22 protein-coding genes, 1 tRNA gene and 1 pseudogene are annotated in these 23,960 nt (G+C 66.6%); 9 read left to right on the forward strand and 15 right to left on the reverse strand.

Annotation, left to right across the window (positions count from 1 at the left end):
• Nucleotides 1-40: 40 nt before the first annotated feature.
• Genes C4N9_RS10390 through gyrA form a run of 3 tightly spaced genes read right to left on the reverse strand, consistent with a single transcriptional unit; the run spans nucleotide 41 to nucleotide 3,429 of the window.
• The gene (locus C4N9_RS10390; RefSeq protein WP_109533257.1) at nucleotides 41-277 is read right to left on the reverse strand and encodes a hypothetical protein; all 237 of its coding nucleotides are present in this window, start codon (nucleotides 275-277) and stop codon (nucleotides 41-43) included.
• A 50-nt stretch (nucleotides 278-327) separates the two neighbouring features.
• Nucleotides 328-678, reverse strand: coding sequence for a DUF6614 family protein (locus C4N9_RS10395; protein WP_109533258.1), 351 nt, complete (start codon nucleotides 676-678; stop codon nucleotides 328-330).
• Between the two features lie 54 nt (nucleotides 679-732).
• A complete protein-coding gene (gene gyrA / locus C4N9_RS10400) occupies nucleotides 733-3,429 on the reverse strand; it encodes a DNA gyrase subunit A (RefSeq protein ID WP_109533259.1) in 2,697 nt (898 codons plus the stop codon).
• Between the two features lie 259 nt (nucleotides 3,430-3,688).
• Here gyrA and C4N9_RS10405 point away from each other — a divergent pair, with 259 nt between their 5' ends.
• Nucleotides 3,689-4,090, forward strand: coding sequence for a universal stress protein (locus C4N9_RS10405; RefSeq protein WP_109533260.1), 402 nt, complete (start codon nucleotides 3,689-3,691; stop codon nucleotides 4,088-4,090).
• 87 nt (nucleotides 4,091-4,177) lie between these two features.
• Here C4N9_RS10405 and C4N9_RS10410 read toward each other — a convergent pair whose 3' ends face one another.
• Entirely contained in the window at nucleotides 4,178-4,654 is a 477-nt protein-coding gene (locus tag C4N9_RS10410) for a YdcF family protein (RefSeq protein ID WP_109533261.1), read from the reverse strand.
• Nucleotides 4,655-4,704: 50 nt separating this feature from the next.
• Nucleotides 4,705-6,906 (reverse strand): excinuclease ABC subunit UvrB, encoded by a 2,202-nt coding sequence (gene uvrB / locus C4N9_RS10415; protein ID WP_168192197.1) that lies wholly within the window; start codon nucleotides 6,904-6,906, stop codon nucleotides 4,705-4,707.
• Between the two features lie 189 nt (nucleotides 6,907-7,095).
• Here uvrB and C4N9_RS10420 point away from each other — a divergent pair, with 189 nt between their 5' ends.
• Nucleotides 7,096-7,407, forward strand: coding sequence for an ETC complex I subunit (locus tag C4N9_RS10420; protein WP_109533262.1), 312 nt, complete (start codon nucleotides 7,096-7,098; stop codon nucleotides 7,405-7,407).
• Between the two features lie 22 nt (nucleotides 7,408-7,429).
• Here the strand turns inward: C4N9_RS10420 and C4N9_RS10425 are convergent.
• The 4 genes and pseudogenes from C4N9_RS10425 to C4N9_RS10440 form a co-directional block, all read right to left on the reverse strand.
• Nucleotides 7,430-8,213 (reverse strand): annotated as a pseudogene (locus tag C4N9_RS10425) (IS5 family transposase).
• A gap of 106 nt (nucleotides 8,214-8,319) precedes the next feature.
• Nucleotides 8,320-8,523 (reverse strand): hypothetical protein, encoded by a 204-nt coding sequence (locus C4N9_RS10430; RefSeq protein WP_109533263.1) that lies wholly within the window; start codon nucleotides 8,521-8,523, stop codon nucleotides 8,320-8,322.
• An 813-nt stretch (nucleotides 8,524-9,336) separates the two neighbouring features.
• Nucleotides 9,337-9,411 (reverse strand) — tRNA-Asn (locus tag C4N9_RS10435).
• A 93-nt stretch (nucleotides 9,412-9,504) separates the two neighbouring features.
• Entirely contained in the window at nucleotides 9,505-10,416 is a 912-nt protein-coding gene (locus C4N9_RS10440) for an MBL fold metallo-hydrolase (RefSeq protein ID WP_109533264.1), read from the reverse strand.
• Nucleotides 10,417-10,489: 73 nt separating this feature from the next.
• On the opposite strand from C4N9_RS10440, the gene C4N9_RS10445 reads away from it, so the two are divergent.
• Complete coding sequence (locus C4N9_RS10445; protein WP_245902512.1) at nucleotides 10,490-11,830, forward strand: ATP-binding protein; 1,341 nt, start codon at nucleotides 10,490-10,492, stop codon at nucleotides 11,828-11,830.
• 64 nt (nucleotides 11,831-11,894) lie between these two features.
• Here the strand turns inward: C4N9_RS10445 and C4N9_RS10450 are convergent, their stop codons facing one another.
• Together C4N9_RS10450 and dksA are read right to left on the reverse strand one after the other, a co-directional pair.
• Nucleotides 11,895-13,148 carry an FAD-dependent monooxygenase gene (locus tag C4N9_RS10450; protein ID WP_342748796.1) on the reverse strand — a complete coding sequence of 418 codons (1,254 nt, stop codon included), beginning with the start codon at nucleotides 13,146-13,148 and terminating at the stop codon, nucleotides 11,895-11,897.
• Nucleotides 13,149-13,230: 82 nt separating this feature from the next.
• Entirely contained in the window at nucleotides 13,231-13,653 is a 423-nt protein-coding gene (dksA, locus tag C4N9_RS10455; protein WP_109533265.1) for an RNA polymerase-binding protein DksA, read from the reverse strand.
• 275 nt (nucleotides 13,654-13,928) lie between these two features.
• Between dksA and C4N9_RS10460 the strand changes: the two genes are divergently transcribed.
• The gene (locus C4N9_RS10460) at nucleotides 13,929-14,774 is read left to right on the forward strand and encodes an AAA family ATPase (RefSeq protein WP_109533290.1); all 846 of its coding nucleotides are present in this window, start codon (nucleotides 13,929-13,931) and stop codon (nucleotides 14,772-14,774) included.
• A 284-nt stretch (nucleotides 14,775-15,058) separates the two neighbouring features.
• Here C4N9_RS10460 and C4N9_RS10465 read toward each other — a convergent pair whose 3' ends face one another.
• Together C4N9_RS10465 and C4N9_RS10470 are read right to left on the reverse strand one after the other, a co-directional pair.
• The gene (locus C4N9_RS10465; RefSeq protein ID WP_109533266.1) at nucleotides 15,059-16,573 is read right to left on the reverse strand and encodes a replicative DNA helicase; all 1,515 of its coding nucleotides are present in this window, start codon (nucleotides 16,571-16,573) and stop codon (nucleotides 15,059-15,061) included.
• A 397-nt stretch (nucleotides 16,574-16,970) separates the two neighbouring features.
• Complete coding sequence (locus C4N9_RS10470; protein WP_109533267.1) at nucleotides 16,971-17,642, reverse strand: orotate phosphoribosyltransferase; 672 nt, start codon at nucleotides 17,640-17,642, stop codon at nucleotides 16,971-16,973.
• A 157-nt stretch (nucleotides 17,643-17,799) separates the two neighbouring features.
• Here C4N9_RS10470 and C4N9_RS10475 point away from each other — a divergent pair, with 157 nt between their 5' ends.
• From C4N9_RS10475 to C4N9_RS10490, 4 genes are all read left to right on the forward strand, one after another.
• Entirely contained in the window at nucleotides 17,800-18,672 is an 873-nt protein-coding gene (locus tag C4N9_RS10475; RefSeq protein WP_109533268.1) for a hypothetical protein, read from the forward strand.
• A 345-nt stretch (nucleotides 18,673-19,017) separates the two neighbouring features.
• Nucleotides 19,018-19,218 carry a heavy-metal-associated domain-containing protein gene (locus C4N9_RS10480; RefSeq protein ID WP_109533269.1) on the forward strand — a complete coding sequence of 67 codons (201 nt, stop codon included), beginning with the start codon at nucleotides 19,018-19,020 and terminating at the stop codon, nucleotides 19,216-19,218.
• A gap of 6 nt (nucleotides 19,219-19,224) precedes the next feature.
• Nucleotides 19,225-20,565, forward strand: a complete 1,341-nt coding sequence (locus tag C4N9_RS10485) for a DUF2254 domain-containing protein (RefSeq protein ID WP_109533270.1) — start codon at nucleotides 19,225-19,227, stop codon at nucleotides 20,563-20,565.
• Nucleotides 20,566-20,683: 118 nt separating this feature from the next.
• Nucleotides 20,684-21,577: a DMT family transporter gene (locus tag C4N9_RS10490; RefSeq protein WP_168192198.1), complete on the forward strand. Its 894-nt coding sequence runs from the start codon at nucleotides 20,684-20,686 to the stop codon at nucleotides 21,575-21,577.
• A gap of 4 nt (nucleotides 21,578-21,581) precedes the next feature.
• On the opposite strand, the gene C4N9_RS10495 is transcribed toward C4N9_RS10490, so the two are convergent.
• Together C4N9_RS10495 and C4N9_RS10500 are read right to left on the reverse strand one after the other, a co-directional pair.
• Entirely contained in the window at nucleotides 21,582-22,262 is a 681-nt protein-coding gene (locus C4N9_RS10495) for a DUF1194 domain-containing protein (RefSeq protein ID WP_245902513.1), read from the reverse strand.
• 85 nt (nucleotides 22,263-22,347) lie between these two features.
• Nucleotides 22,348-22,776 (reverse strand): VOC family protein, encoded by a 429-nt coding sequence (locus C4N9_RS10500; RefSeq protein WP_109533273.1) that lies wholly within the window; start codon nucleotides 22,774-22,776, stop codon nucleotides 22,348-22,350.
• Between the two features lie 146 nt (nucleotides 22,777-22,922).
• On the opposite strand from C4N9_RS10500, the gene thyX reads away from it, so the two are divergent.
• Nucleotides 22,923-23,828 carry an FAD-dependent thymidylate synthase gene (thyX, locus tag C4N9_RS10505; RefSeq protein WP_109533274.1) on the forward strand — a complete coding sequence of 302 codons (906 nt, stop codon included), beginning with the start codon at nucleotides 22,923-22,925 and terminating at the stop codon, nucleotides 23,826-23,828.
• Nucleotides 23,829-23,960 lie beyond the last annotated feature (132 nt).

Consider the following 23,960-nt stretch of genomic DNA (forward strand, 5'->3'; position numbering starts at 1 on the left):
GAAAGGGGGCGTGGCGCCCCCTTCGTTTTCGTGTCGTCGTTTACTCTGTCGCCGGCGGCGTCTGGGTGGTGCCCGCGGGCTCGCCCGCCGAGATGCCCCCGACCTGTGTACCGGCCTCTTCAACCGAGGCGGCGGTCGGCGTGGCGTCATCGGGATTGGGCCAGAAAGCGAAAACGATGGCCGCCAGAACGGCCAGCGCGATGGCAATGGTGATGCCGGTCAGCGCCGGGCTATGGCGCTTCGCCTGACGCTCGACATTGGTCTGCGGTGCGGTCATGGAAATTCTCCTTTCCATGGAACAACGCACAACAATGGCGGGGGTTCCGTTCACAAAAGGCTCATCCGCTCCACCCGTTCGGGATCGGGATAGGGGCGGTAGAGCCCGGTATCGACGTGCTGGATATGCTGGTGCATCTGTTCATAAAGCTCTACCGCTTCTTCGTTCGCGCGGCCCAGATAGCGGAAGGCGGCATCCAGCATCGCCAGGTCCTCGACCTCGATCTCCAGCAGGAAATCGGCGCAATCGTCGCCCCCCAGCCGCAGCTTGATGCGCATGAGCCGCCAGGTCAGGATCCGCCCTTCGCGCTGCAGAAGCGACAGCCACTGGTCCAGCGCATGGGCGAAGGTCAGCGCCTTCGCGGTGGGTTTGAGGTCGATCATACAATGGTAAACGTTCATGGCCGGGCCCCTTCCGAGACCCGGCCATGACATCATCTTCGCGTGAAGAAAGTCTTACTCTTCGTCGGTTTCCACGACGCGCGCCACCGAAACGACCATCTCGCCCGGCGCGGTCTTGAACACCCGCACCCCCCCGGCCGAGCGCGAGCGGAAGCTCACCTGATCCACCGGGGTGCGGATCGACTGGCCGGTCGAGGTGGCCAGCATGATCTGGTCCGTCGGGTCGACCGGGAAGGCCGCGACCAGCGCGCCGCCGCGCATCGCCTTGTCCATCGCCATGACGCCCTGGCCGCCGCGGCCGCGCACCGGGTAATCGTGCGACGACGACAGCTTGCCGGCGCCGCCCGTGGTCACGGTCAGGATAAGATCCTCGATCGCGGACATCTCGGCATAGCGCTCGGTCGACAGCTGGCCGGCTTCGACCGCATCGTCCTCGTCGCCCTCGGCCTCGTCGGGAGCGCCGGCCATGAGGCGGCGCTGCTTGAGATAGGCGGCGCGTTCCTCGGGTGTGGCTTCGAAATGGCGGATCACGGCCATCGACACGACCTCGTCGCCCTCGGCCAGCCGGATCCCGCGCACGCCGGTCGAATCGCGGCCCTTGAAGATCCGCACATCGGTCGTCGGGAAGCGGATCGCCCGGCCCAGACGCGTCACCAGCATGATGTCGTCGTCTTCATCGGCGATCCGCGCGTTCACCAGGCACACGCCTTCGGGCAGTTTCATCGCGATCTTGCCGTTGCGCATGACATTGGTGAAATCCGACAGCGCGTTGCGGCGCACGTCGCCCTGCGAGGTCGCAAAGACGATCTGCAGGTTTTCCCATTCGTCCTCGGGCTTGTCCACCGGCATGATCGCCGCGATCGAGACGCCCTGCGGGATCGGCAGGATATTGACGATGGCCTTGCCGCGCGCGGCCCGTCCGCCCATCGGCAAACGCCAGCATTTCAGCTTATAGACCATGCCGTCGGTGGTGAAGAACAACAGGTTCGTATGCGTGTTCGCCACGAACAGCGTCGTCACCACGTCGTCATCCTTGAGCGATCCGCCCGACAGCCCCTTGCCGCCCCGGTTCTGCGAGCGGAACTCGGCCAGCGGGGTACGCTTCACGTAGCCGCCCGAGGTGATGGTCACGACCATGTCCTCGCGCTCGATCAGCGATTCGTCGTCCAGATCGCCGGCCCAGTCGACGATCTCGGTCCGGCGCGGCACCGCGAACATCTCGCGGACCTCGTCCAGCTCGTCGTTGATGATCGCCATGATCCGCGAGCGCGAGCGCAGGATATCGAGGTAATCCTTGATCTTCGCCGCCAGCTCTTCCAGCTCGTCGGTGACTTCCTTGACGCCGATCTGCGTCAGGCGCTGCAGCCGCAGCTCGAGGATCGCGCGTGCCTGCGCTTCGGACAGGTTGTAGGTCCCGTCCTCGTTCATCGTGTGGCTGGGATCGTCGATCAGGCGGATGTAGTCGGCGATGTCGGCCGCGGGCCAGCGGCGCGTCATCAGCTTTTCGCGCGCATCGGCGGGATCCAGCGACGAGCGGATCGTCGCGACGACCTCGTCGACATTCGACACCGCGACGGCCAGACCGCACAGGATATGGCTGCGCTCGCGCGCCTTGTTCAGCTCGAACGCGGTGCGGCGGGTGACGATTTCTTCCCGGAACGTGATGAAATGATGCAGGAAGTCGCGCAGCGTCAGCTGCTCGGGACGTCCGCCGTTCAGCGCCAGCATGTTGCAGCCGAAGCTGACCTGCATCGTGGTGAATCGGAACAGCTGGTTCAGCACCACGTCGGGCGTCGCGTCGCGCTTCAGCTCGATCACCACGCGCACGCCGGTGCGGTCGGATTCGTCCGCGACCGAGGAAATCCCCTCGATCCGCTTGTCGCGCACGCATTCGGCGATCTTCTCGACCATCATCGCCTTGTTCACCTGATAGGGAACCTCGTCGACGACGATGGCGTAGCGGTCCTTGCGCGGCTCTTCGATATGCGTCTTTGCCCGGATCAGAACCGAGCCGCGGCCTTCCAGATACGCCTTGCGCGCACCCGAACGGCCCATGATCAGCCCGCCCGTCGGGAAATCCGGGGCCGGGACGTATTGCATCAGGTCTTCCGAGGACAGGTCCGGGTTCTCGATCAGCGCCTTGGTGGCGTCGATCACTTCGCCCAGATTGTGCGGCGGAATGTTGGTCGCCATGCCGACGGCGATACCGCCCGCGCCGTTGACCAGCATGTTGGGGAAGCGCGCCGGCAGAACCGTCGGTTCCTCGTCCTTGCCGTCGTAATTGTCCTGAAAATCGACCGTATCCTTGTCGATATCGGCCAGAAGGAAGTTCGCCGGCTTGTCCATGCGCACTTCGGTGTAGCGCATGGCGGCCGCCTTATCGCCGTCCATCGAGCCGAAATTGCCCTGACCGTCCAGAAGCGGCAGCGACATCGAGAAATCCTGCGCCATCCGCACCAGCGCGTCATAGATCGCGCTGTCGCCATGCGGGTGGTATTTCCCCATCGTGTCGCCGACCGGGCGCGCCGATTTGCGATAGGGCTTGTCGAACGTGTTGTTCGTCTCGTGCATCGCGAACAGGATCCGGCGGTGCACGGGCTTGAGCCCGTCGCGCAGGTCCGGGATCGCCCGGCTGACGATCACGCTCATCGCGTAATCGAGATAAGCCGTGCGCATTTCCTGCACGATCGAGACGCCGGGGCTACCGGGGGTTTTCTCGGCTTCGTCAGGGATTTCCGTGTCGTCGCTCACAAGGACCTCGCAGGCGTGTATCGCGCTAGATTTTGTTGTGTGCCTTATAGCCGAACGCCACTGGCAGGTGCAATCCCGCCATCCCGTAACCGGCAGACAAAGACAGCTGCCGTGGCCCCGATCGTCGCGCGATCGCCGCGCGCGGGTCACGTCTGCGACAGGAGGTCTTTGCCTGCAATCCGGGATTGGGACTTGGCGCGCGGCGGTCTACATTCAGGGCGCGCCGGTTATCCGGTGCGACACTCTGAAAGGACCGACCATGTATGCCCGCATCCTTGTCCCCGTCGCCTATGAACCTGGCTATGACATCAGCCGCGAGCTGCAGATCGCCCGCGCGCTGTCCGCGCCCGGCGCGCTGGTGATGCTGATCCATGTGATGGAAAAGGTGCCGTTCTATGCCATCGACTACATGCCGCAGGGCTGGCGCGAGGACCTGACCGAGGCGATCCGCGCCGATCTGGCCCGGCAGGCGGCCAGTTTCGAACAGGCGGGCGTGGCGGTGCTGGAGGGTGAGCCCGGGCGCATGATCCTCGATCACGCGCAGGCCGAGGACGCCGATTGCATCATCCTGGCCTCGCACCGTTCGGACCGGTCGCTGATCGGCTCGACCGCCACCTGGGTTGCGCGCAACGCCACCTGCGCGGTTCATTTGATGCGGTGAGGCGCCGCGCCGTCATCGTTCCCTGGCTACGCTCCGGGGCCGGAACCGGGCCCGCCAGTGTCGGGGGCCTGTTCGGGGGATCAGGTCCTAGCGCAGCCGCACCAGCACCGCCGCCAGCGCCAGCGCCTCGCGCGGGATGTTGCGCAGAAGCTGGCGCGGCCCGATCTGGTGCCATCCGGGGCCGGAGCTTGTCGCGCGCAGTCCGATCTGTCGCGCGATCAGCCGGGCACGGGGACGGTGATAGGGATCGGTGACGATCACGATGGGGGTGTCTGGGGACAGCAAGGCCTGTGCGTTCACCAGGTTCTCGCGCGTGCTGGTCGAGCGGTCTTCAAACCGGATCGCGCGGTCGGGAACACCCGCCTCGCGGCACAGCCGGGCGATGACCTCGGCCTCGCTCGGGCCATGCCGCCCGAGCCCGCCGCACCCCATGATGGTCCCCACGACCCCGGCCTCGTACAGCGCCACCCCATGCGCCACCCGCCGCCGGAGCGTGGGCGAGGGAAGGCCACCGGGCCAGACAGCCGCGCCGAGGATGAGGGCGGTGGGGCGGTTTGCCGGCATCGAGGGTCAGCGCGCGGCAACACGCAGGCGGGGCGCGCGCCGTTCGACGCTCACCGCTTCCGACCCCGCGCCTTGACCGCCTGTTTCGCGTTCGATCCTGCCTTGCCTGCGGTCGAGCGGCCGCGTGTCTTCACGCTGTCCTCGACCACCGCGTCGACGGCGGCCTGACGGGCCAGCGGGTCGTCGGCGACGGCCAGTTCCACCGCTTCCAGCCGCTTCACCTCGTCGCGCAGACGCGCCGCTTCCTCGAATTCCAGATTCTCGGCGGCCTTGCGCATCTCGGCCCGCAGCCCGTCCAGATGCGCGGCCAGATTGGCGCCGATCATCGGCTTGTCGACCTTGGTGGTGATGCGCGACTGGTCGGTATCGCCCTGCCACAGGCCCGCCAGCACATCCTCGACGTTCTTCTTGACCGTTGTCGGCGTGATCCCGTGTTCCTCGTTATAGGCCATCTGCTTGGCGCGGCGGCGGTTGGTCTCGTCCATCGCGCGCTGCATCGAGCCGGTGATCTTGTCGGCATACATGATGACGCGGCCCTCGGCGTTCCGCGCCGCCCGTCCGATGGTCTGCACCAGCGAGGTTTCCGAGCGCAGGAAACCTTCCTTGTCGGCATCCAGAATCGCCACCAGCCCGCATTCGGGAATGTCGAGCCCCTCGCGCAGCAGGTTGATCCCCACCAGCACGTCGAACGCCCCCAGCCGCAGGTCGCGCAGGATCTCGATCCGCTCGATCGTGTCGATGTCGCTGTGCATGTAGCGCACGCGGATGCCCTGTTCGTGCAGGTATTCGGTCAGATCCTCGGCCATGCGCTTGGTCAGCGTGGTGACCAGCACCCGCATCCCGTCGGCGGCGACGCGGCGGACCTCGTCGAGCAGATCGTCGACCTGCATCGAAACAGGCCGGATCTCGACCTCGGGGTCCAGAAGCCCGGTCGGGCGGATCACCTGTTCGGTAAAGACGCCGCCCGCCTGTTCCAGCTCCCATGCGGCCGGCGTGGCGCTGACGAAGACCGATTGCGGGCGCATCGCGTCCCATTCCTCGAATTTCAGCGGCCGGTTATCCATGCAGGACGGCAGCCGGAACCCGTGCTCGGCCAGCGTCGCCTTGCGCCGGAAGTCGCCCCGGTACATGCCGCCGATCTGCGGCACGGTGACGTGGGATTCGTCGGCGAAAACGATCGCGTTGTCGGGGATGAATTCGAACAGGGTGGGCGGCGGCTCGCCCGGGGCGCGGCCCGTCAGGTAGCGCGAGTAATTCTCGATCCCGTTGCACACGCCGGTCGCTTCCAGCATCTCGACATCGAAATTGCAACGCTGCTCAAGCCGCTGCGCTTCCAGCAGCTTGCCCTCGTCATTGAGCTGTTTCAGCCGGTGGAACAGCTCTTCCTTGATGCCCTTGATCGCCTGATTGAGCGTGGGGCGGGGCGTGACATAGTGGGAATTGGCATAGACGCGGATCTTGTCATACGAGCCCGTCTTGGTGCCGGTCAGCGGGTCGAATTCGGTGATCGCCTCCAGCTCCTCGCCGAAGAACGACATCCGCCATGCCCGGTCTTCAAGGTGGGCGGGCCAGACCTCGACGACATCGCCGCGCACCCGGAACGCGCCGCGCTGGAACCCGGCATCGTTGCGGCGGTATTGCTGCGCCACCAGATCGGCGATCACCTGCCGGGGGTCGTAGATCTCGCCCACGACCAGATCCTGCGACATGGCCGAATAGGTCTCGACCGAGCCGATACCGTAGATGCAGCTGACCGAGGCCACGATGATCACGTCGTCCCGTTCCAGGAGCGCCCGCGTGGCCGAGTGGCGCATCCGGTCGATGGCCTCGTTGATCTGGCTTTCCTTTTCGATGAAGGTATCGGTGCGCGGGACATAGGCTTCGGGCTGGTAGTAATCGTAATAGCTGACGAAGTACTCGACCGCGTTATCGGGGAAGAAGCCCTTGAACTCGCCGTACAACTGCGCGGCCAGCGTCTTGTTGGGCGCCAGGATGATCGCCGGGCGCTGCGTTTCCTCGATGATCTTGGCCATCGTGTAGGTCTTGCCGGTCCCGGTCGCGCCCAGGAGGACCTGATCGCGCTCACCCGCCATGACACCGCCCGACAATTCGGCGATGGCATTGGGCTGATCCCCCGCCGGTTTGAACGGGGTCTGCATGACGAACCGCTTGCCGCCTTCAAGCTTCTCGCGCTTGAGCGGCGCGGCCGTTGCCGGCATCTCGGAAAAGGCATCCGGGCGATTGTTGTGCATGGGGCGTCCACCGCGCGATCTGGGCTGTTGCCCTACAATTGTGCCTATTTTGTTCCTCTGCAAGGGGCGCGGCCGTTTTCCGCGGCGGCGCGGTGCCGGGGCAGGGGGTGCGACCCTGTCGCGCGCCGGATTCCCCTTGTCAGAAGGGGTGCAATTTCGGATAAGGCCCCAAGCCAGACGGAGTTATCCATGCGCGCACGCATCTATCGTCCCGCCCGCAACGCCATGCAATCGGGCATGGCCCGGACCAAGCAATGGATCCTCGATTTCGCGCCCGCGGAATCGAAGCAGAAGGATCCGCTGATGGGCTGGACCGGCTCGGGCGACACGCAGGCTCAGGTGCGGCTGCGCTTCGACAGCCAGGCCGAGGCCGAGGCCTATGCGAAAGCCAAGGGCATCGATTATGTGGTCCGCGAACCCAAGGACCGCGCGGCCAATATCCGCCCCGGCGGCTATGGCGAAAACTTCGCCACCAACCGCCGTCAGGTCTGGACTCACTGACGCTGCAGCCTAGGCTCAGGACTCATAGCCAGTAGATGACGGTACCGGCGAGGGCGATGGCTGAGAGTAAGACCTTCGGACATCGGTCGTAGCGCGCCGGCAGTCCTTGAGCCTGCCGAACATGATCTCGATCCGGTTTCGACGTTTGTATCGGCACTTGTCATACTTCACCGGCGCCTTCCGCTGCTTCCGTCCGGGGATGCAGGCACGTATTCCCTTGTCTTTCAGAGCTTCTCGGAACCAGTCGGCGTCATAGCCGCGATCCCCGAGCAGCCAATCGACGTCCGGAAGACTGTCGGACAACGCGCGCGCACCGATGTAATCGCTCACCTGTCCTGCCGTGACGAATAGGTCAAGCGGACGTCCCTGGCTGTCGCAGATGGCATGAAGTTTCGTATTCACGCCACCTTTGGTCCGTGCGATCAGGCGGCCGCGCCCCCCTTTTTGACGCCCAGACTGGACGCCGTTCGGTGGGCATTCAGCTACTTGCGCAGGCTCACTCGAACGCATGGCGTTCGCCTGCTCACTTCGATCATCACGGTCTTCTTCTCGCCGTGCTCGGCGGCCAGCCCCGCCATCATCTTCGCAAAGATCCCCCTCTCGCTCCAGCGTTTCTACCGGTTGTAGAGCGTCTTGTGGGGGCCATAGTCCTTCGGGGCATCTCGCCACCGCAACCCATTGCTATTGATGAAGATAATCCCGCTCAGGACGCGCCGATCATCAACACGAGGCTTGCCATGGGACTTCGGGAAATAGGGCTCCAGACGCGCCATCTGCGCATCGCTCAGCCAGAAGAGATCAGAAATATCACCGCTCAGTTTTTGCGCGGTGAATCATGTCCTTCCGCTGAAATCAATGGGTCCTGAGCCTAGGTCCGGTTTGCGTTCACCGTCGCAACCGGGGTTCTTTCTGTCAGGGGTTCACGTCGTAGTAGTTGCTTTCGCCACGCGGGCAGTTTTCCCGCAGAAGATAGGCGCAACGTTTCAACGACGGTTCGTCGGTGCCGAAGCTTTCTTCGTAATGCCCGTCCTTGGTGCAAGTGACTTCAACCTCTTCAACGGTGCCGTAGTCGCCGTCTAGGTCAACGTAGTCGGCAGTCGTGGAAACGTAGCCCATGCTACAAACTCCTAAGTGTCGTTAGGGTGTGGCGCTTGCGGAACCCTATGGCACCAATACGGCGCGTCCTTGGCGTCGGCTTAGCCCGGTTCATACCACTTGTGCCCCGTCCACATCCAAACTTCCCAATCGCTACCGCGCTTCGGGACGACGTAGAAATAGCCCGGTCGGTCGTCGAGCGTGTCTTGGGCCATGCAACGAACTCCTAGCTGCAAAGGTAGCGATCCGCGTATATAGTCGCACCACAAAGAAGCGGCGCAACTGATTGTGTCGCAGCATACACCGGCCAGGCACGCGAAGGAACTGTGTATGGCACTTTAACCGCTAATCTGGAACGGCTACGCCTACACACTTTCCATTCGGGGGCACTGGAACACGTTTTTCGGGTTTGCAACTATCTGCGAAGTCAAAGCCCCGAACAGGACGACGTTTCTGCCCGAAGGGGCGGGCTACCACATCACCGGGCTTCACGAACTTGTCGTCGGGGCGAAGGACTACTTCGACACGTCCGACAATTGTTGGTCGTATTCGTGTCGGCTGTGCGATCAATACTGCGGCTTCGACGTGATGGAACGCCCGCGCGAAGGAAACACCTTCGCCGAATTTCATAGCAGCGACATCAACGACCGAACCGCCGTCCAAGGCTTCGCGCAGCGTCGGGGCGGATCAATGGAAGCCGACGCAGCCCCGCACGATCACGCTTTCTTGAGCGGTCGGCGGGCTTGGAGGCCGCGAACAACCCACGCTAAAGCAAGAGTAGGTTGTTAGTAGAATGCGTGCCGCGCCAATTTGCCCAATGAAATCAAGGGTGATTGGCTCCGGCGGTAGGGATCGAACCTACGACCAATTGATTAACAGTCAACTGCTCTACCGCTGAGCTACGCCGGAACACGTGGGCCGTATAGCAAGGGGGTCTGACGGCGTCCAGAGGGTCGGGCGGTTTTTTTCGCCGTCCGTGAAAAATCTTCGGACGGTCGGGATTCAGGGCGCGATAACAGGGGTTTGCGGGCCGGGGGGGCCGTCGAAGCGCAACAGTCCGCGGGCGTCCAGGTCGATGAGATGGGCCAGCACGTTGCGCGCGGCGGCGGGCAGGAGGGCCTCGGGGACATCGGTATAGACCGCGGCCGTGATCGCCCGCAGATCGACCGCGCCCGCGCCGACGGCGGCGCGAATCGCGGCCTCGCGGCCTTGCCGGTGATCGCGCAGCGCGCGGGTCCGTCCGAGCCCGTCCTCGACCGGCGCGCCGTGGCCCGGGTAATAGCGCCGTTGCCCCAGCGCCTCGAGCCGGTCGAGGCTGGCCATGAAATCGGTGAGGTCGCCCTCGGGCGGCGAAACGAGGCTCGGCGCCCAGCCCATGACATGATCGCCCGAAAACAGCGCGTCGCCCCACAGAAAGCACAGATGGTTGCCAAGATGCCCGGGCGTATGCACCGCGCGCAGGGGCAGGCCGCCCGCTTCGGTCGCATCGCCATTGGCTAGGATCTCGTCCGGCGCGAAATCCGCATCCACGCCCTCGCCGCCGCCCATCTCGGCACCCGAGGCGATCAGCGCGGCCATCCGGGGCGATTGGCCCGCCTGCGCGTTACCGAAGGCGGCGACCGGGGCGCCGGTGGCCTCGGCCAGCGGACGGGCGAGGGGGGAATGATCCTTGTGCGCATGCGTCACGACGATCCGCTCGATCCTCTCGCCGGGCGCCAGCGCGTCCAGAATCGCGCGCAGATGGTCGGGATCGGCGGGGCCGGGGTCGACCACCGTCACCGCGCCCTCGCCCAGCAGGTAGGTATTCGTCCCGCGCTCGGTCATCGGCGAGGGGTTGGGCGCCAGAACCAGCCGCAGACCGGGCGCCAGAGGAAAGGACCGACCGGGAAGCGGGTCGAAGGGAGCGTCGGGCATGGGGGTCCTTTCGTGTTGTCCGGTCCGCGCGGGCGCTCTCGCCATGCGGGCCGGTCGGGGCTAGAGTATCGCCATGCTGGGCCGCCTTCTCAAACCGTTTTTGCCTCGCGGCCTGTACTGGCGCGCGGCGCTGATCGTTTTCGTGCCGGTCTCGGTGATCCTGCTGGTGGTGTCGCTGTCCTTCATCCAGCGCCATTACGACGGCGTGACGCGGCAGATGACGGGAAATTTCCTGCTGGTGGCGCATTACATGCTCGACCGGGTCGATGCGCAGCCCGATCCCGACCGCGCGCAGGACGAGGCGCGGGCGCTCGGCGCACAGTTCGGGCTGCTCGATGCGCGGATCGACGAGGAACTGCCGCCGCCCATCGAGATGAAGCTGCCGTTCTATGACCTTTCGGGCTCGCTTGCCGTGGCCGAGTTGCAGCGCGGGCTGCCGCAGATGCGCGAGGTGGCGCTGACATCAGGCGAACTGACGCTGTGGCTTGAGTCGCGCCATGGCTATCTGCGGCTGCATTTTCAGCTGAGCCGGATCTCGGCACGCAATCCGCACCAGATGCTGGTCCTGACCTTTGTCATCGGGATCGTGATGGGGGTCATCGCCTTCATCTATCTGAAGAACCAGATGCGGCCGATGGCACGGCTGGCGCTGGCGGCCGAGGCGTTCGGGCGCGGGCAGACGGTGCGTTACCGGCCCGGCGGGGCGACTGAGGTGCGCGCGGCGGGCAAGGCGTTTCTGGAAATGCGTGAACGGATCGAGCGGCATATCGAGCAACGCACGCTGCTTCTGTCGGGCGTGAGCCACGATCTGCGCACGCCCCTGACCCGGATGCGGCTGGCGCTGTCGATGATGGAGGACGAGCCCGAAGCGGCGGCGCTGATGGCCGATGTGGCCGAGATGGAGAGCCTGATCGACCGGTTCCTGGAATTTGCCCGGACCGAGGCGGTCGAGCCGATGGACGAGACCGATCTGGAGGCGCTGGTCGCGTCCCGCGTGGCCGAGGCCCGGCGCGCGGGCCGGGCCGTCGCGTTCGAGCCGGGATGGGTGGGGTCCCCGGTGTCGTTGCGACCGCAACTCATGGCGCGGGCGATCGACAACCTGATCGCCAATGCCGTGCGCTACGGCACGCGGGCCCGGATCTGGATCGAAACCGGCGGGTCGGAGATTTCGGTCTGTGTCGAGGATGACGGCCCCGGCATCGAGCCTGAAGACCGCGAGCGGGCAACGCGGCCCTTCGTGCGGCTGGATCTGGCGCGCGGGGCGTCGCGGGGCTCGGGCGCCGGGCTGGGGCTGGCCATCGTCGCCGATGCGATGCGCTCGCATGGCGGACGGCTGGAGCTGGGCACCGGGGCGACCGAGGGTTACGGCGGGCTGCTGGCGCGTCTGGTCCTGCCGGTGTCAGACGGGAAATAAGTCTTTCAGTATCAGCGCGTTGCCGTTTGTTTCTAACGTCGGTTCGGGCGCGGGAAACGAGGCTTCAGGCCGTCACGTCGTGATCGTAGATCCACGAAAACCGTTTCAGCGCCAGGCTCGGGGCCACGCGGTCGGCGATGCGCAACACGCCATGCGCCAGCGGCGCCAAAGGCGCGCGAAGGTGGTAGTTGCGGGCATTGGCATTGGCCATGCCGACCACACGCGTCACCCTGTCCTGCCGCGCTGTGGCATAGTCGCGCAGCGCGCCGGCCGCGTCGCCGGGCTTTGCCGCCAGCGACCGCGCCAGAACCCAGGCGTCTTCCAGCGCCATGTTCGCGCCCTGGGCCATGAAGGGCAATGTCGGATGCGCGGCATCGCCCAGAAGCGCGGCGCGCCCCTTGCCGTCATGCCAATGGCGGGTGACCGGGTGGCGGAACAGGCCCCACAGGTAAACCTCGCGCACGGTTTCCAGCCAGCCGGGCACCGGGCCGCCGAAGCGGTGGAACGCGCTTTGCAGGGCTGCGGGATCGTCGGGATGGTTCCAGCCTTCCTCGGCCCAGACCCGGCGCTCCTGTACGGCGACGATGTTGCGCAGCGTCCCGCCGCGCAGGGGGTAGCTGACCAGATGCTGGCCCGGTCCCATGAAGACCTGCGCCACGCGCGCCCCGCCATCGCCGGGGATGAGCGCGCGCCACGCGACCTGTCCGGTGAAGAAGGGATCGCGCGGCCCGTCCAGTGTGCGGCGCACCGGCGAATGCAGGCCGTCCGCGCCAAATACCAGCGGCGTGTCGTGATCGCTGCCGATGGCGGTACGGATCCGCGCACCGGTGTCGGTCAGGGTGATCTCTTCGACCTTCTGCAGCAATTGCACGCGCGTCCCTGCCTCGCGCATGGCCTGTTCGAGAGCGGCGATCAGGTCGGCGCGGTGACACAGGTAGAACCCCGGACCCTCCTGCGGCATGGCGAGCCTGCTCACCAGCCGCCCCGCGTGATCGCGCAGCTCGACGGCCTCCGTCCTGTCGCCGATGGTGTCGGGGTCGAGGCCCAGCGCCTGAAGGACGCGCGCGCCGTTAGGGCTGACCTGCAGTCCCGCGCCCACTTCGGTGATGCGCGGCGCCTGTTCCAGGATCGAGACCTCGGCGCCGTGGCGCCGCAGCGCGGTGGCCAGAGCCAGTCCCGCGACGCCCGCGCCCAGCACCAGGGCCGGGCGACCGGATAACGGCCGGGCGTCGAGCCGGGGACGGTCGTTATCGGGCAAAGTCCGGTCCTGCGCCGTCCGCCCGGTCTCGGGCCGTTCGTCTTTGGAAAGGTCTGTCACGGGCCTGCCGTTCACAGGGGGTGCGGGATCCCGACCGGGTCGCCGCAGGGTCGCGCGCGGGCGTCTGGCCCGCGCGGCCGGTTCAGTCGTCGCGGTGGACGCGCTCGCTGCGCTCGTGGCGCTCCTGCGCTTCCAGCGTCATCGTGGCGATCGGGCGGGCATCAAGCCGCTTGAGCGAGATCGGTTCGCCGGTCATTTCGCAATAGCCGAATTCGCCGTTCTCGATCCGCCGCAAGGCGCCGTCGATCTTCGAGACCAGCTTGCGCTGACGATCCCGGGTCCGCAATTCCAGCGCGCGGTCGGTTTCCTCGCTGGCGCGGTCGGCCATGTCGGGAAGATTGCGGTTGGAATTGGCCAGATCGTTCAGGGTTTCCTTGCTGTCCGCAAGGATTTCCTCTTTCCATGCCAGCAACTTGCGGCGGAAATATTCGAGCTGGCGTTCATTCATGAACGGCTCGTCTTCGGCCGGTTTGTAATTATCAGGAAGAAAGGTTTCCGGTTTCATAGGCGCATCCCCTGTTTGCCCGGAACTGAAGACAACCGACTCGACGATTTCGTTCTCTGCGGTCATTCCGAGCCCCCTGAGCAGGGCAATAGCCTGTGGCAACCGCGATGTCACGCGCGAAAAGGTAACATTTCATCTGCCGTGACATGCGCGCCGCAGCGCGGCGGGACCGGCGCGGGACCGAAGTGGGCCCGCCGCCTGCCGCCGCTCCCTTGCGGCTGACGGGACGCGCGGCTAGGGTCGCGGGCGAAACGGGCCCTGCAGACGGAATGATCATGCGTTTTTCCTCAACCGACAGCTATATCGCCACGGACGACCTGACGATGGCCGTGAACGCGGCGGTCACGCTTGAGCGGCCGCTTCTGGTCAAGGGCGAGCCGGGCACCGGGAAAACCGAACTGGCGCGGCAGGTGGCGGCGTCGCTGGGCGTGCCGATGATCGAGTGGAACATCAAGTCCACAACCCGCGCGCATCAGGGGCTCTACGAATACGACGCGGTCTCGCGCCTGCGCGACAGCCAGCTCGGCGACGAGCGCGTCCATGACGTGAAGAACTATATCCGCAAGGGGAAGCTCTGGCAGGCCTTCGAGGCGGGCGAGAAGGTCGTCCTGCTGATCGACGAGATCGACAAGGCGGATATCGAGTTTCCCAATGACCTTCTGCAGGAACTCGACCGGATGGAGTTCCATGTCTACGAGACCGGCGAGACGGTGCGCGCAGCGGTGCGCCCCATCGTCATCATCACCTCGAACAACGAGAAGGAACTGCCCGACGCCTTCCTGCGGCGCTGTTTCTTCCACTTCATCCGCTTCCCCGAACCCGAAGTGCTGGCGCAAATCGTGCGCGTTCACCATCCGGGGATCAAGGAGCAGCTTCTGTCGACCGCGCTCACGCAATTCTTCGAACTGCGCGAAACGCCGGGGCTGAAGAAAAAGCCCTCGACCTCGGAAATGCTCGACTGGCTGAAACTGCTTCTGGCCGAGGATCTGGGGCCCGAGGACCTGAAACGCGACGGCGCGAATGCGCTGCCCAAACTGCACGGCGCGCTCTTGAAGAACGAGCAGGACGTGCATCTGTTCGAGCGCCTGGCCTTCATGGCGCGCCGCAACCAGGGACGCTGAGAACCCGCGGCGGGCGCGGGTGAGCGGTTTCGCCCTTGGCCGCGACGCCTCCGGCGCCGAGCCCTCGGGCGACCGGGCGACCGGGCGGGGGGGCGTTGCCCCCCTCTTCGGCAAAGCCGAATTCACCCCCCAGGATATTTGGGGCGTAAAGATGCGGTCTCGAAGAGACGCGCGCCGCGCCGGGGTTTGGCACGGGTTCGTGCCTCTTTGTTCCATAAATATCCCGGGGGGAGCCGAAGGCGGGGGGCAGAGCCCCCCACTCGCACCAAGGCGGCGACCGCGCGTCAGAACCCGCTGTCGCCGCCGCCTTCCTGCCAGCTCTGAACAAGGTTGCCGAAGCGCGTGAAGCGGCCCTCGAAGCTCAGCTCGACCGTGCCGATGGGGCCGTGACGCTGCTTGCCGATGATGACCTCGGCCTTGCCATGGGTGCGCTCCATGACCTCCTGCCATTTCGCCATCGCTTCGAGATCGTGATCCGAGGGTTTTTCCCGCTCGCGGTAATATTCCTCGCGGAACACGAACATCACCACGTCGGCATCCTGCTCGATCGAGCCCGATTCCCGCAGGTCCGACAGCTGCGGGCGCTTGTCGTCGCGGCTTTCCACCGCGCGCGAGAGCTGCGACAGAGCGATGACGGGAATGTTGAGCTCCTTGGCGATCGCCTTCAGGCCCTGGGTGATCTCGGAGACCTCCTGCACCCGGCTTTCCTTGGACGAGCCGCGCAGAAGCTGCAGGTAGTCGACCATCAGCACGTCGAGCCCATGCGTCCGCTTCAGCCGCCGCGCGCGTGCCGCCACCTGGCTGATCGGCAGGGCGGGCGTGTCGTCGATATAGAGCGGGCAGTTTTCCAGCGTCTTGGCGACCTCGACGAAGCGGCGGAATTCCTCTTCCGACATGTCGCCGCGGCGGATCTGCTCGGATGGCACCTCGGCCGCTTCCGACAGGATCCGCGCGGCCAGCTGGTCGGCCGACATCTCGAGCGAGAAGAACCCGACCGCGCCGCCATTCACCGCGCCCTCGGTCCCGTCGTGGCGGATGCCGCGCTTGTAGGCCTTGGCGATGTTGAAGGCGATGTTGGTCGTCAGCGAGGTCTTCCCCATCGACGGGCGCCCGGCCAGGATGATGAGGTCGGACGGGTGCAGCCCGCCGAGTTTCTTGTCGAGATCGATGAGTCCGGTCGAGATCCCCGCCAGTCCGCCATCGCGCTGATAGGCGGCGGCGGCGACGTTCACGGCCTCGGTCACGGCGCGCAGGAAGGACTGGAAGCCCTTTTCGGCCACGCCCTGTTCGCCCAGCTGGTAGAGCGCCTGTTCGGCGGCGACGATCTGCTCCTTGGGCTCGTCGGCGACCTCGACCGTGCTGGCGCGCGCGGCGATGTCGCGGCCCAGGCGGATCAGCTCGCGCCGGACGGCCAGATCGTAGATCATCTGCGCGTAATCGCGCGCGGCATAGGAGGCGACGGCGGCGCCGGTGATCCGGGCGAGGTAATTCGCGCCGCCCAGCTCCTTGAGCCCCTCGTCGTCCTCCATGAAGGCCTTGATCGTCACCGGTGAGGCGAGGGCGTTCTTCTGGATCCGCGCGGCGGTGATCTCGAAGATCCGCTTGTGGACGGGTTCGAAGAAATGCTCTGCCCGCACCAGCGAGGCCACGCGGTCATAGATGTCGTTATTGGTCAGGATCGCGCCAAGAAGCTGTTGTTCCGCCTCGATATTATGCGGAAGCAGCTCGGGCCCGACCTCGGCTTCGCCCTGCGGCGCGGATTGCGGATTTGTCGAACGGAGAGCGGCGATTTCGGTCATGGACGTTCCGGCTGGACTGATGGCGGAGCTCCGGACCCGGCGCCTCCCGTCGGGGGGGCGCGCGGGTCACGGCTCGGAAAAAGAGAACCGCTTAGTTATGCCAAATCCACGCCGATCAGGCAACGCATCGTGGCGCCGAAACCCGCCCCGGCAGGCGGACAGAAGCCTACGCAGCGCGCAAGTCCCTGAGCCCCATGGCAAAGATATTCCGGGGACCAAGACCCGCCTGTCGTTCCCTGGCACATCTTCGTTCCGGAAATATCCCGGGGGGTGAATTCGGCTTTGCCGAAGAGGGGGGCAGCGCCCCCCTGCACCGGTCGCGCGAGGGCTCGGCGCCGGAGGCGTCGCGGCCGAGGGCGAAACCCCTCACCCGTCCTGCCCGGCCCGCGGCGTCCGGTCAGGCCGGCGGCGTCCATGCCTTGGGCGCGCGCAGGAAGGCTTCGACCGAATCGAGCGTTTCGGCGTCGAAATCGCCGCGCTCGCGGGCCACGGCCAGCACGTCCCACCAGGTGCAGAGGTAATGCAGGCTGACGCCGTGCTCGGCCAGCCGGGGCACGGTTTCGGGGAAGATGTCATAATAGAAGATCACCGCGGTATGCCCGCAGCGGGCGCCGGTGTCACGGATCGCGTCGACGAAGCTCAGTTTCGAGCCGCCATCGGTGGTCATGTCCTCGACCAGCAGCACGCGCTGGCCCTCGCTCATCAGCCCCTCGATCCGCGCGTTGCGCCCGTAGCCCTTGGGCTTCTTGCGCACATAGGTCATCGGCAGCGCCATGCGCTCGGCCACCAGCGCGGCGAAGGGGATGCCCGCGGTTTCGCCGCCGGCGATGTTGTCGAAGGCTTCGAACCCCGCATCGGCCATGACCTTGGCGACGAGGAAATCCATCAGCGCCGAGCGAATGCGCGGGAACGAGATCAGCTTGCGGCAATCGACATAGGTCGGCGCCTTGTTGCCCGAGGCATGGGTGAAGGGCTCGCGCGCGTTGAAATGCACCGCGCCGATATCCAGAAGCATCTGGGCCGAGAGGCGGGCCATGCGGGCCGGGTCGATATGCGACGAGGGGATCATCGGGACACTCCGTGGTCAGGCTGTGGGCAGGGCAGGGGCGGGATGCGCAAAAGCGGGGCGCGAAGGGAAAGGGGCAGGGTATTTGCGCGCGTCCTAGCGGCAAACGCCATCGCTGACAACGCTGCGGGCTGCTAGGAGGCGGGCGAAGGAGATCCGCATGCCCCGATTCGTTCCCGTCCTGTCCGCCGGCGCCTCTCTCTGGCTAGCCGCCCTGTGCCTGATCACACCCGGGGCCCGGGCCCAGCAGGCGCCCACGCCCGACGCGGTGGCGGGAAGCTGGATGGGCATCGGCGACATGCTGGGGCTTGTCCCGGGGCATATCGAGGCGCTGACGATCGCGCCCGACGGCGCGGCGCAGTCCGTGGTCTGGCGTGCGCCGGAGGCCGGCTGCGCGGCAGGGGCAGCGGGTGGGGCAGCGGACGGGGCAGTAGACGCGGCTTCGGATGCCGCCTGCGCGCTGCCGGTCCCGGTCTTCGCGGGCGAGGCCCGGCTCGACAATCTGACGGTGCGATTCGTGGCGGAGGACGGAGCCGGAGCCGATGCCTTTCCGGATGCGCCCGCCGCGCCATTGCTGGCGCTTCCGGGCGAGGCTTGGACGATGTTTCGCGCCGACAGCCAGATGATGATCTCGCGCGAGGCCGAGATCAACGGCGCCTCGGTGCCGCTGCTGCGCATCTTCGTCGCGGTCGAGCCGGGTTTCCCGGAAATCTTCTACGATTACGCGGTGGCGATGGAGCTCGACATTGCCCGCACGCTTTGCCCGGCGACTCTGCTGCATGCCAATCCCGCTGACTGGGCGGCGTTCACCGCCGAGCTTGCCGCCGCGGCCCCGGCCTTGCGCGCGGCCCGCACCGGCGAGACGGCGGTCGATGCCGAAGCGCAGGCGGCGGCCGCGCGCCTGCGGGGCTGGGCCGACGGATCCGAACCGCTGCCCGAGGGCACGGCCCTTCTGCCCGCGCTGGCCTTTCCGGCGCGCGCAGGCATGGTCGCCCCGGTCGAGGATTGCCTGACCCGAGCCTTCGGCGGGTGATCCGGGACCGGCGGCGCAGGACCGGGCCGGGCACAGCAGGGAGGCCGGGCACGGGTGAGGGGTTTCGCCCTTGGCCGCGACGCCTCCGGCGCCGAGCCCTCGGGCGTCCGGGCAGGGGGGCTTTGCCCCCCTCTTCGGCAGAGCCGAATTCACCCCCCAGGATATTTGCGGCGTAAAGATGCGGGGCGCTTTGTCGTCGGCGATGCCCTAGTCGAGGCGCTTTCGTCTCAGCGTGCCCCGGTCCTGCGCGCGGAACCCTGCTGCGCGCGGTCGCGTTCCTCTGGCTGGAAGGCTTGACTCGGCCCCGCACCGGGGCGTTTCGTCTCCCAAAGACAGGAGATTGACATGTCCCACAGATACGTTCTTTCCGTACCCGACATGAGCTGCGGCCATTGCCGGGCCTCGATCGAGGCCGCGATCCGGCCCCTGGGGGGTGAGCCGGTTTTCGACATGGAAGCCCGCCGCGTGACGGTGACCGGCGATGCGCCCGAACCGCAGGTCAAGGCCGCGCTCGATTACATCGGCTTTCCGGCGCAATCGGTCTGACGGCGGGTGAGCGTTTTCCTCGTCTGGCTGCGCCGCCTTGTTCACGCGCTTTGGTTTCGCGTTGCCCTGTTCGCGGCGCTGGCCGTGGTCGCGGTGGTGATGGCGCACAGCTTTGCCTTCGTGCTGCCCGACTGGGCCGGGGTGCGGATTGACGCGCAATCGGTGCTGCCGGTGCTGGAAATCCTGTCCTCGTCGATGCTGGCCGTGTCGACCTTTTCGCTGGGGATCATGGTTCAGTCGCACCGCGCCGCTGCGCAGACGGCGACGCCGCGGGTTCTGAACCTGATGATCCAGGACGGGCTTACCCAGACCGTGCTGGGCATCTTCATCGGCGCCTTCGTTTATGCGCTGACCGCTCTGATCCTGTTTCAGGCCGGATTTGACGGCGGCGCGCCGATGGTGCTGATCGTGACGCTGATCGTGATCGGGGCGGTGGTTCTGGCGCTGGTGCGCTGGATCGCGCATCTGACCACGCTGGGCACGATGCGCGATGCGCTCGACCGGGCCGAGGCGCGCGCCCATGACGCGCTGGATCTCCATCGCCGCCGCCCCGCGCTGGGGGCTGCGCCGATGACGGCCGAGACGCTGGTGGCCGATCACGTCCATACCGTCACCGCCAGGACCTCCGGCTTCCTGCAGGTGATCGATGTCCGGGCGCTGTCGGAATGCGCCTCGGGGCCGATCTGGGTGCTGCGGCGCCCGGGCCAGCAGGTGTTGCGCGGCGCGCCGCTGCTGCAGGTCGCGGGCGAGGCCGATGCCGACGCGCTGCGGCGCTGCTTCGTGATCGGTGACGCGCGCACCTTCGAGCAGGACCCCGTCTTCGGGCTGACGGTGTTGTCGGAGATCGCCTCGCGCGCGCTGTCGCCCGCCGTCAACGATCCCGGCACTGCGATCGAGGTGGTGTCGCGGCTGGAGCGGCTGCTGTGGGACTGGTCCTTGCCGGAAACCGATCCCGACCCCGAGGAGGGCAGCGAGCCCAGCGGCGACGCCGCGCCGCGCTACCGTCAGCGCCGGATCCGGGTCGATTATCCGCGCGTTTTCGTACAGCCCTGGACGGCCGAAGAGATGGTCGAGGCCGCCTTTGCCCCGATCGCCCGCGACGGTGCGGCGATGATCGAGGTCGCGACGCAGCTGCTCGATGCGCTCGACGCCCTGTCGCAATCGCCCGACTCCGCGCTGGCCGCGGCGGCGCGGCGGCTGGCGCCCCGGGTGCGCGCGCATGCCGGCGCGGCCTTGCGGCTGGAGAGCGATCTCGAGCGTCTGCCGGCGGGGCCCGCCGAGACGGACGAAAAAGATGGCGAAGGTGCGGACGCAACGCATGGCGGAACCGGCGACGCGCGCGCCTGACCGGGGCAGAAACCGTCCCGGACAGTTGACATATCCACCCCCGTTGCCGAAGAGGGGCGCGTGCGCGCGGCATCGCCCCCGTGCCCTCCAGCCCCTGCGAGCCTCTTCCGGAGATCGAATGACCGCCTCTGTTGCCGAAACCCGGCGCCTGCTTCTCGGGATCGGGATGGCCACCTGCGCGGTCGCCCTGTTCGGGCTGGGCGATGCGCTGACCAAGTACCTTGTCGAACGCCAGCCCATCGAGCGCATCGCCGCGTTGCGCTACAGCATCGGCACGCTGATGATGCTGGCGGTGCTGGCACCCCGGATGCGCGGGCGGCTCTGGCGGATCAGCCGCCCGTGGATGGTGCTGGTGCGCAGCCTGACGCTGGCTTTCGCGACGCTGGTCATGGGATACACGCTGCGGCTGATGCCGGTGGGCGAGACGGTCGCGATCATGTATCTCGCGCCGTTCGCGGTGATGGCGCTGGCGGTGGTGCTGCTGGGAGAAAAGGTCACGAAGACCGGCTGGCTGCTGGCCGCTCTGGGTTTCGCGGGCGTGCTGCTGATCGTGCGACCGGGGGCCGCGCTCAATCCCGCAGGCGTGGGGCTGGCTCTGTGCCTTGCCGCCGCGACCACGGGCTTTCACCTCATCACCCGCGTGCTGACCCGGACCGAGACGCCGATTGCGCTGTTGTTCAACGCCAACCTCGTGGGGGCGGTCCTGTTCACGCTGGCCGCGATCCCCACGGCGGGCGCGCCATGGCCCACGCTGTTCGATACCGGGCTGATGGTGTTTCTGGGCGTGAGCTTCATCATCGGGCATTTCCTCTTCGCCAGCGCCTATCGCGAGGCGCCGGCCTCGCTGATCGCGCCGGTGAACTACCTGCATTTCGTCTGGGCGGCGCTGATGGGCTGGGCGCTGTTCGGCCATGTGCCCGACGGGGTGACGATGATCGGCATGGCGATGATCCTTGTCTCGGGCGCATCCATCGCGGTGATGGCGCAATACATGTCGCGCCCGCCGCGCTGATCCGTCAGAGCGCGCCCAGAAGCGGCGGCGAGACCTCGCGCAACAGCTTCACGCGCATCGCCCGGGCGAAATCCCCAAAACCCTGCGCCTCGATGACGAAGGCGCCGGGGCCTTGGATCACCCGCCGCGCATAATACAGCCGCACCCCGTCAAGCGCCCCGAACTCGTCGAGCGGCATGTTGCCCGCCACGGCCAGCGCGTTCACCGTGATCCCGTTCAGCAACAGGCTGTCCGGCCCGTCATTGTTCTCGCCATCCCCGGCCAGATCGATCGCCTGCCGGTCGCAGACGGGCGCGCGCGCCAGCAGCCGGGACCCCGCCGCCAGCGCGGCGCCCACGCCCGTGCGCCCGCCCCAGCGGCCGAGCGGATCGCCCGTGGGGCGCGCATATCCTTCCAGCCGGTCGGCGAATTCCGCGAGCTGCGTGTCGCGCTCGATCACGACCCAGTCCGCCACGACCGCCTGTTCGCGCCGCCCGGCCCAGACATAGGCCGCAAGCGCCACCGGCACCCCCGCGAACAAGGCCGCGCGGACCGCCGGATCGCGCAACGCCGCCGCCGTGCCCCCCATCATCAACCGGTATTCCCGCGCATCGACCGAGGCCGAGACGTCAAAGCCCAGAACCAGCGCCAGCCGGCATTCCTGCGCCCCCGCCGCGCTCGCGCCCGCGCCCAGAGCCAGGCTCAATGCAAAAAGGCGCGCCCGAAGCCCCCCGGCCCGCGCGCGCCCCTTCATTCTGCCCCAAATACTCACGGCACCGGGGCCGGCCACCTTACCAATGCCCGGTATTGGGCATCGAGGCCCAGGGCTCGGCCGGGTCCAGCGCCTCGCCCGCCTGCAACAGCTCGACCGAGACATTGTCGGGCGAGCGCACGAAGGCCATGCGCCCATCGCGCGGCGGGCGGTTGATGGTCACGCCGTTATCGGCCAGGTGCCGGCACAGCGCGTAGATATCGTCGGTGCTATAGGCCAGATGCCCGAAATGGCGGCTGTCGGACGGCAGGCCCTCATCCCCGTCCCAGTTATAGGTCAGCTCGACCGGGCATTCCGGCTGCGCGGGCGGGGCCATGAAGACCAGCGTGAAGCGGCCCTGTTCGCTCTCGTGGCGGCGGGTCTCTTCCAGCCCCAGCAGCCGGTAGAACGCCATCGACGCCTCGAGATCCTTCACCCGGACCATGGTGTGCAGATATGTCAGGCTCATGCCCTCTCCCTTTCTTTGCTGCCTTCCAACATAATCCACGCGGCGGCTTTGTCTCCCCCCGTTTCGCGCCCCCTCATCTTGCGGTGGGGGCGGGTCCGAGTGCTATAGGTGGATGAAACGAATCCCCGGAACAGAGGGCCACCACCATGACCTTGAGCGCAGAGCAACAAGCCGAGATCGACGCCGCACGCGCCAATCCGCAACCCACGTTGCGCGCCGTCGCGCCGGGGATGGAAAAGCACCTCTATACCGCGCAGCCGGTGCTGGACCACGGCTTCGTGCGCGCGATCGACTATATGGGCGACGACGCGGCCATCGTGCAGGCCGCGCGGGTGAGCTACGGCGCGGGCACCAAGCATGTCTCCAATGACGAGGGGCTGATCCGCTACCTGATGCGCCACTGGCACTCGACCCCGTTCGAGATGTGCGAGATCAAGCTGCATGTGAAACTGCCGGTCTTCGTCGCGCGCCAGTGGATCCGCCACCGCACCGCCAACGTCAACGAATACTCGGCGCGCTATTCGATCCTGGACCGCGAGTTCTACATCCCCGAACCCGCGCAGCTGGCCGCGCAGTCGACGGTCAACAATCAGGGCCGTGGCGCGGTGCTGGAAGGGGCCGAGGCCGCCCGCGTGCTGGCGCTGCTGAAATCCGACGCCGCGCAGATGTATGACCATTACGAAGAGATGCTGTCGCAGGACGACCAGCAGGGCCTCGCGCGGGAACTGGCGCGGATGAACCTGCCGATGAACATCTACACGCAATGGTACTGGAAGACCGACCTGCACAACCTCTTCCACTTCCTGCGCCTGCGCGCCGATGCCCACGCGCAATACGAGATCCGCGTCTATGCCGAGGCGATCGCCGCCATGGTCGCCGACTGGGTCCCCTTGGCTTTCGGCGCGTTCGAGGATTACCGCATGGGCGGCGTGACCCTGTCGGGCAAGGCGATTGATGTGTTGAAGCGGATGTTGAAGGGTGAGGAAGTCACGCGGGAGTCCTCGGGGATGAGCATCGGGGAGTGGCGGGAGTTCAAGGGGGTGTGGAAGTGAGTTCTTAGTGCTGCAGGCCAATCGAGGTTTGTTTGAATGAATCCAGAGATATCTAAGGAACGTCTGAAAAACCTGCGCGTTCTGGCGTGATCTGGTAGGGTCTTCGGGATGTGACGAGGAGCCCCGCCGATG

Source organism: Pararhodobacter marinus, from assembly GCF_003122215.1.
GTDB classification, from domain to species: Bacteria; Pseudomonadota; Alphaproteobacteria; order Rhodobacterales; family Rhodobacteraceae; genus Pararhodobacter; species Pararhodobacter marinus.

Bases quoted from the DNA above. Each gene is read 5' to 3' on its own strand.
- C4N9_RS10390 (WP_109533257.1), bottom strand. From the start codon at position 277: ATGACCGCACCGCAGACCAATGTCGAGCGTCAGGCGAAGCGCCATAGC.
- C4N9_RS10395 (WP_109533258.1), bottom strand. From the start codon at position 678: ATGAACGTTTACCATTGTATGATCGACCTCAAACCCACCGCGAAGGCG.
- C4N9_RS10405 (WP_109533260.1), top strand. From the start codon at position 3,689: ATGTATGCCCGCATCCTTGTCCCCGTCGCCTATGAACCTGGCTATGAC.
- C4N9_RS10410 (WP_109533261.1), bottom strand. From the start codon at position 4,654: ATGCCGGCAAACCGCCCCACCGCCCTCATCCTCGGCGCGGCTGTCTGG.
- uvrB (WP_168192197.1), bottom strand. From the start codon at position 6,906: ATGCACAACAATCGCCCGGATGCCTTTTCCGAGATGCCGGCAACGGCC.
- C4N9_RS10420 (WP_109533262.1), top strand. From the start codon at position 7,096: ATGCGCGCACGCATCTATCGTCCCGCCCGCAACGCCATGCAATCGGGC.
- C4N9_RS10430 (WP_109533263.1), bottom strand. From the start codon at position 8,523: ATGGGCTACGTTTCCACGACTGCCGACTACGTTGACCTAGACGGCGAC.
- C4N9_RS10440 (WP_109533264.1), bottom strand. From the start codon at position 10,416: ATGCCCGACGCTCCCTTCGACCCGCTTCCCGGTCGGTCCTTTCCTCTG.
- C4N9_RS10445 (WP_245902512.1), top strand. From the start codon at position 10,490: ATGCTGGGCCGCCTTCTCAAACCGTTTTTGCCTCGCGGCCTGTACTGG.
- dksA (WP_109533265.1), bottom strand. From the start codon at position 13,653: ATGAAACCGGAAACCTTTCTTCCTGATAATTACAAACCGGCCGAAGAC.
- C4N9_RS10460 (WP_109533290.1), top strand. From the start codon at position 13,929: ATGCGTTTTTCCTCAACCGACAGCTATATCGCCACGGACGACCTGACG.
- C4N9_RS10465 (WP_109533266.1), bottom strand. From the start codon at position 16,573: ATGACCGAAATCGCCGCTCTCCGTTCGACAAATCCGCAATCCGCGCCG.
- C4N9_RS10470 (WP_109533267.1), bottom strand. From the start codon at position 17,642: ATGATCCCCTCGTCGCATATCGACCCGGCCCGCATGGCCCGCCTCTCG.
- C4N9_RS10475 (WP_109533268.1), top strand. From the start codon at position 17,800: ATGCCCCGATTCGTTCCCGTCCTGTCCGCCGGCGCCTCTCTCTGGCTA.
- C4N9_RS10480 (WP_109533269.1), top strand. From the start codon at position 19,018: ATGTCCCACAGATACGTTCTTTCCGTACCCGACATGAGCTGCGGCCAT.
- C4N9_RS10490 (WP_168192198.1), top strand. From the start codon at position 20,684: ATGACCGCCTCTGTTGCCGAAACCCGGCGCCTGCTTCTCGGGATCGGG.
- C4N9_RS10500 (WP_109533273.1), bottom strand. From the start codon at position 22,776: ATGAGCCTGACATATCTGCACACCATGGTCCGGGTGAAGGATCTCGAG.
- thyX (WP_109533274.1), top strand. From the start codon at position 22,923: ATGACCTTGAGCGCAGAGCAACAAGCCGAGATCGACGCCGCACGCGCC.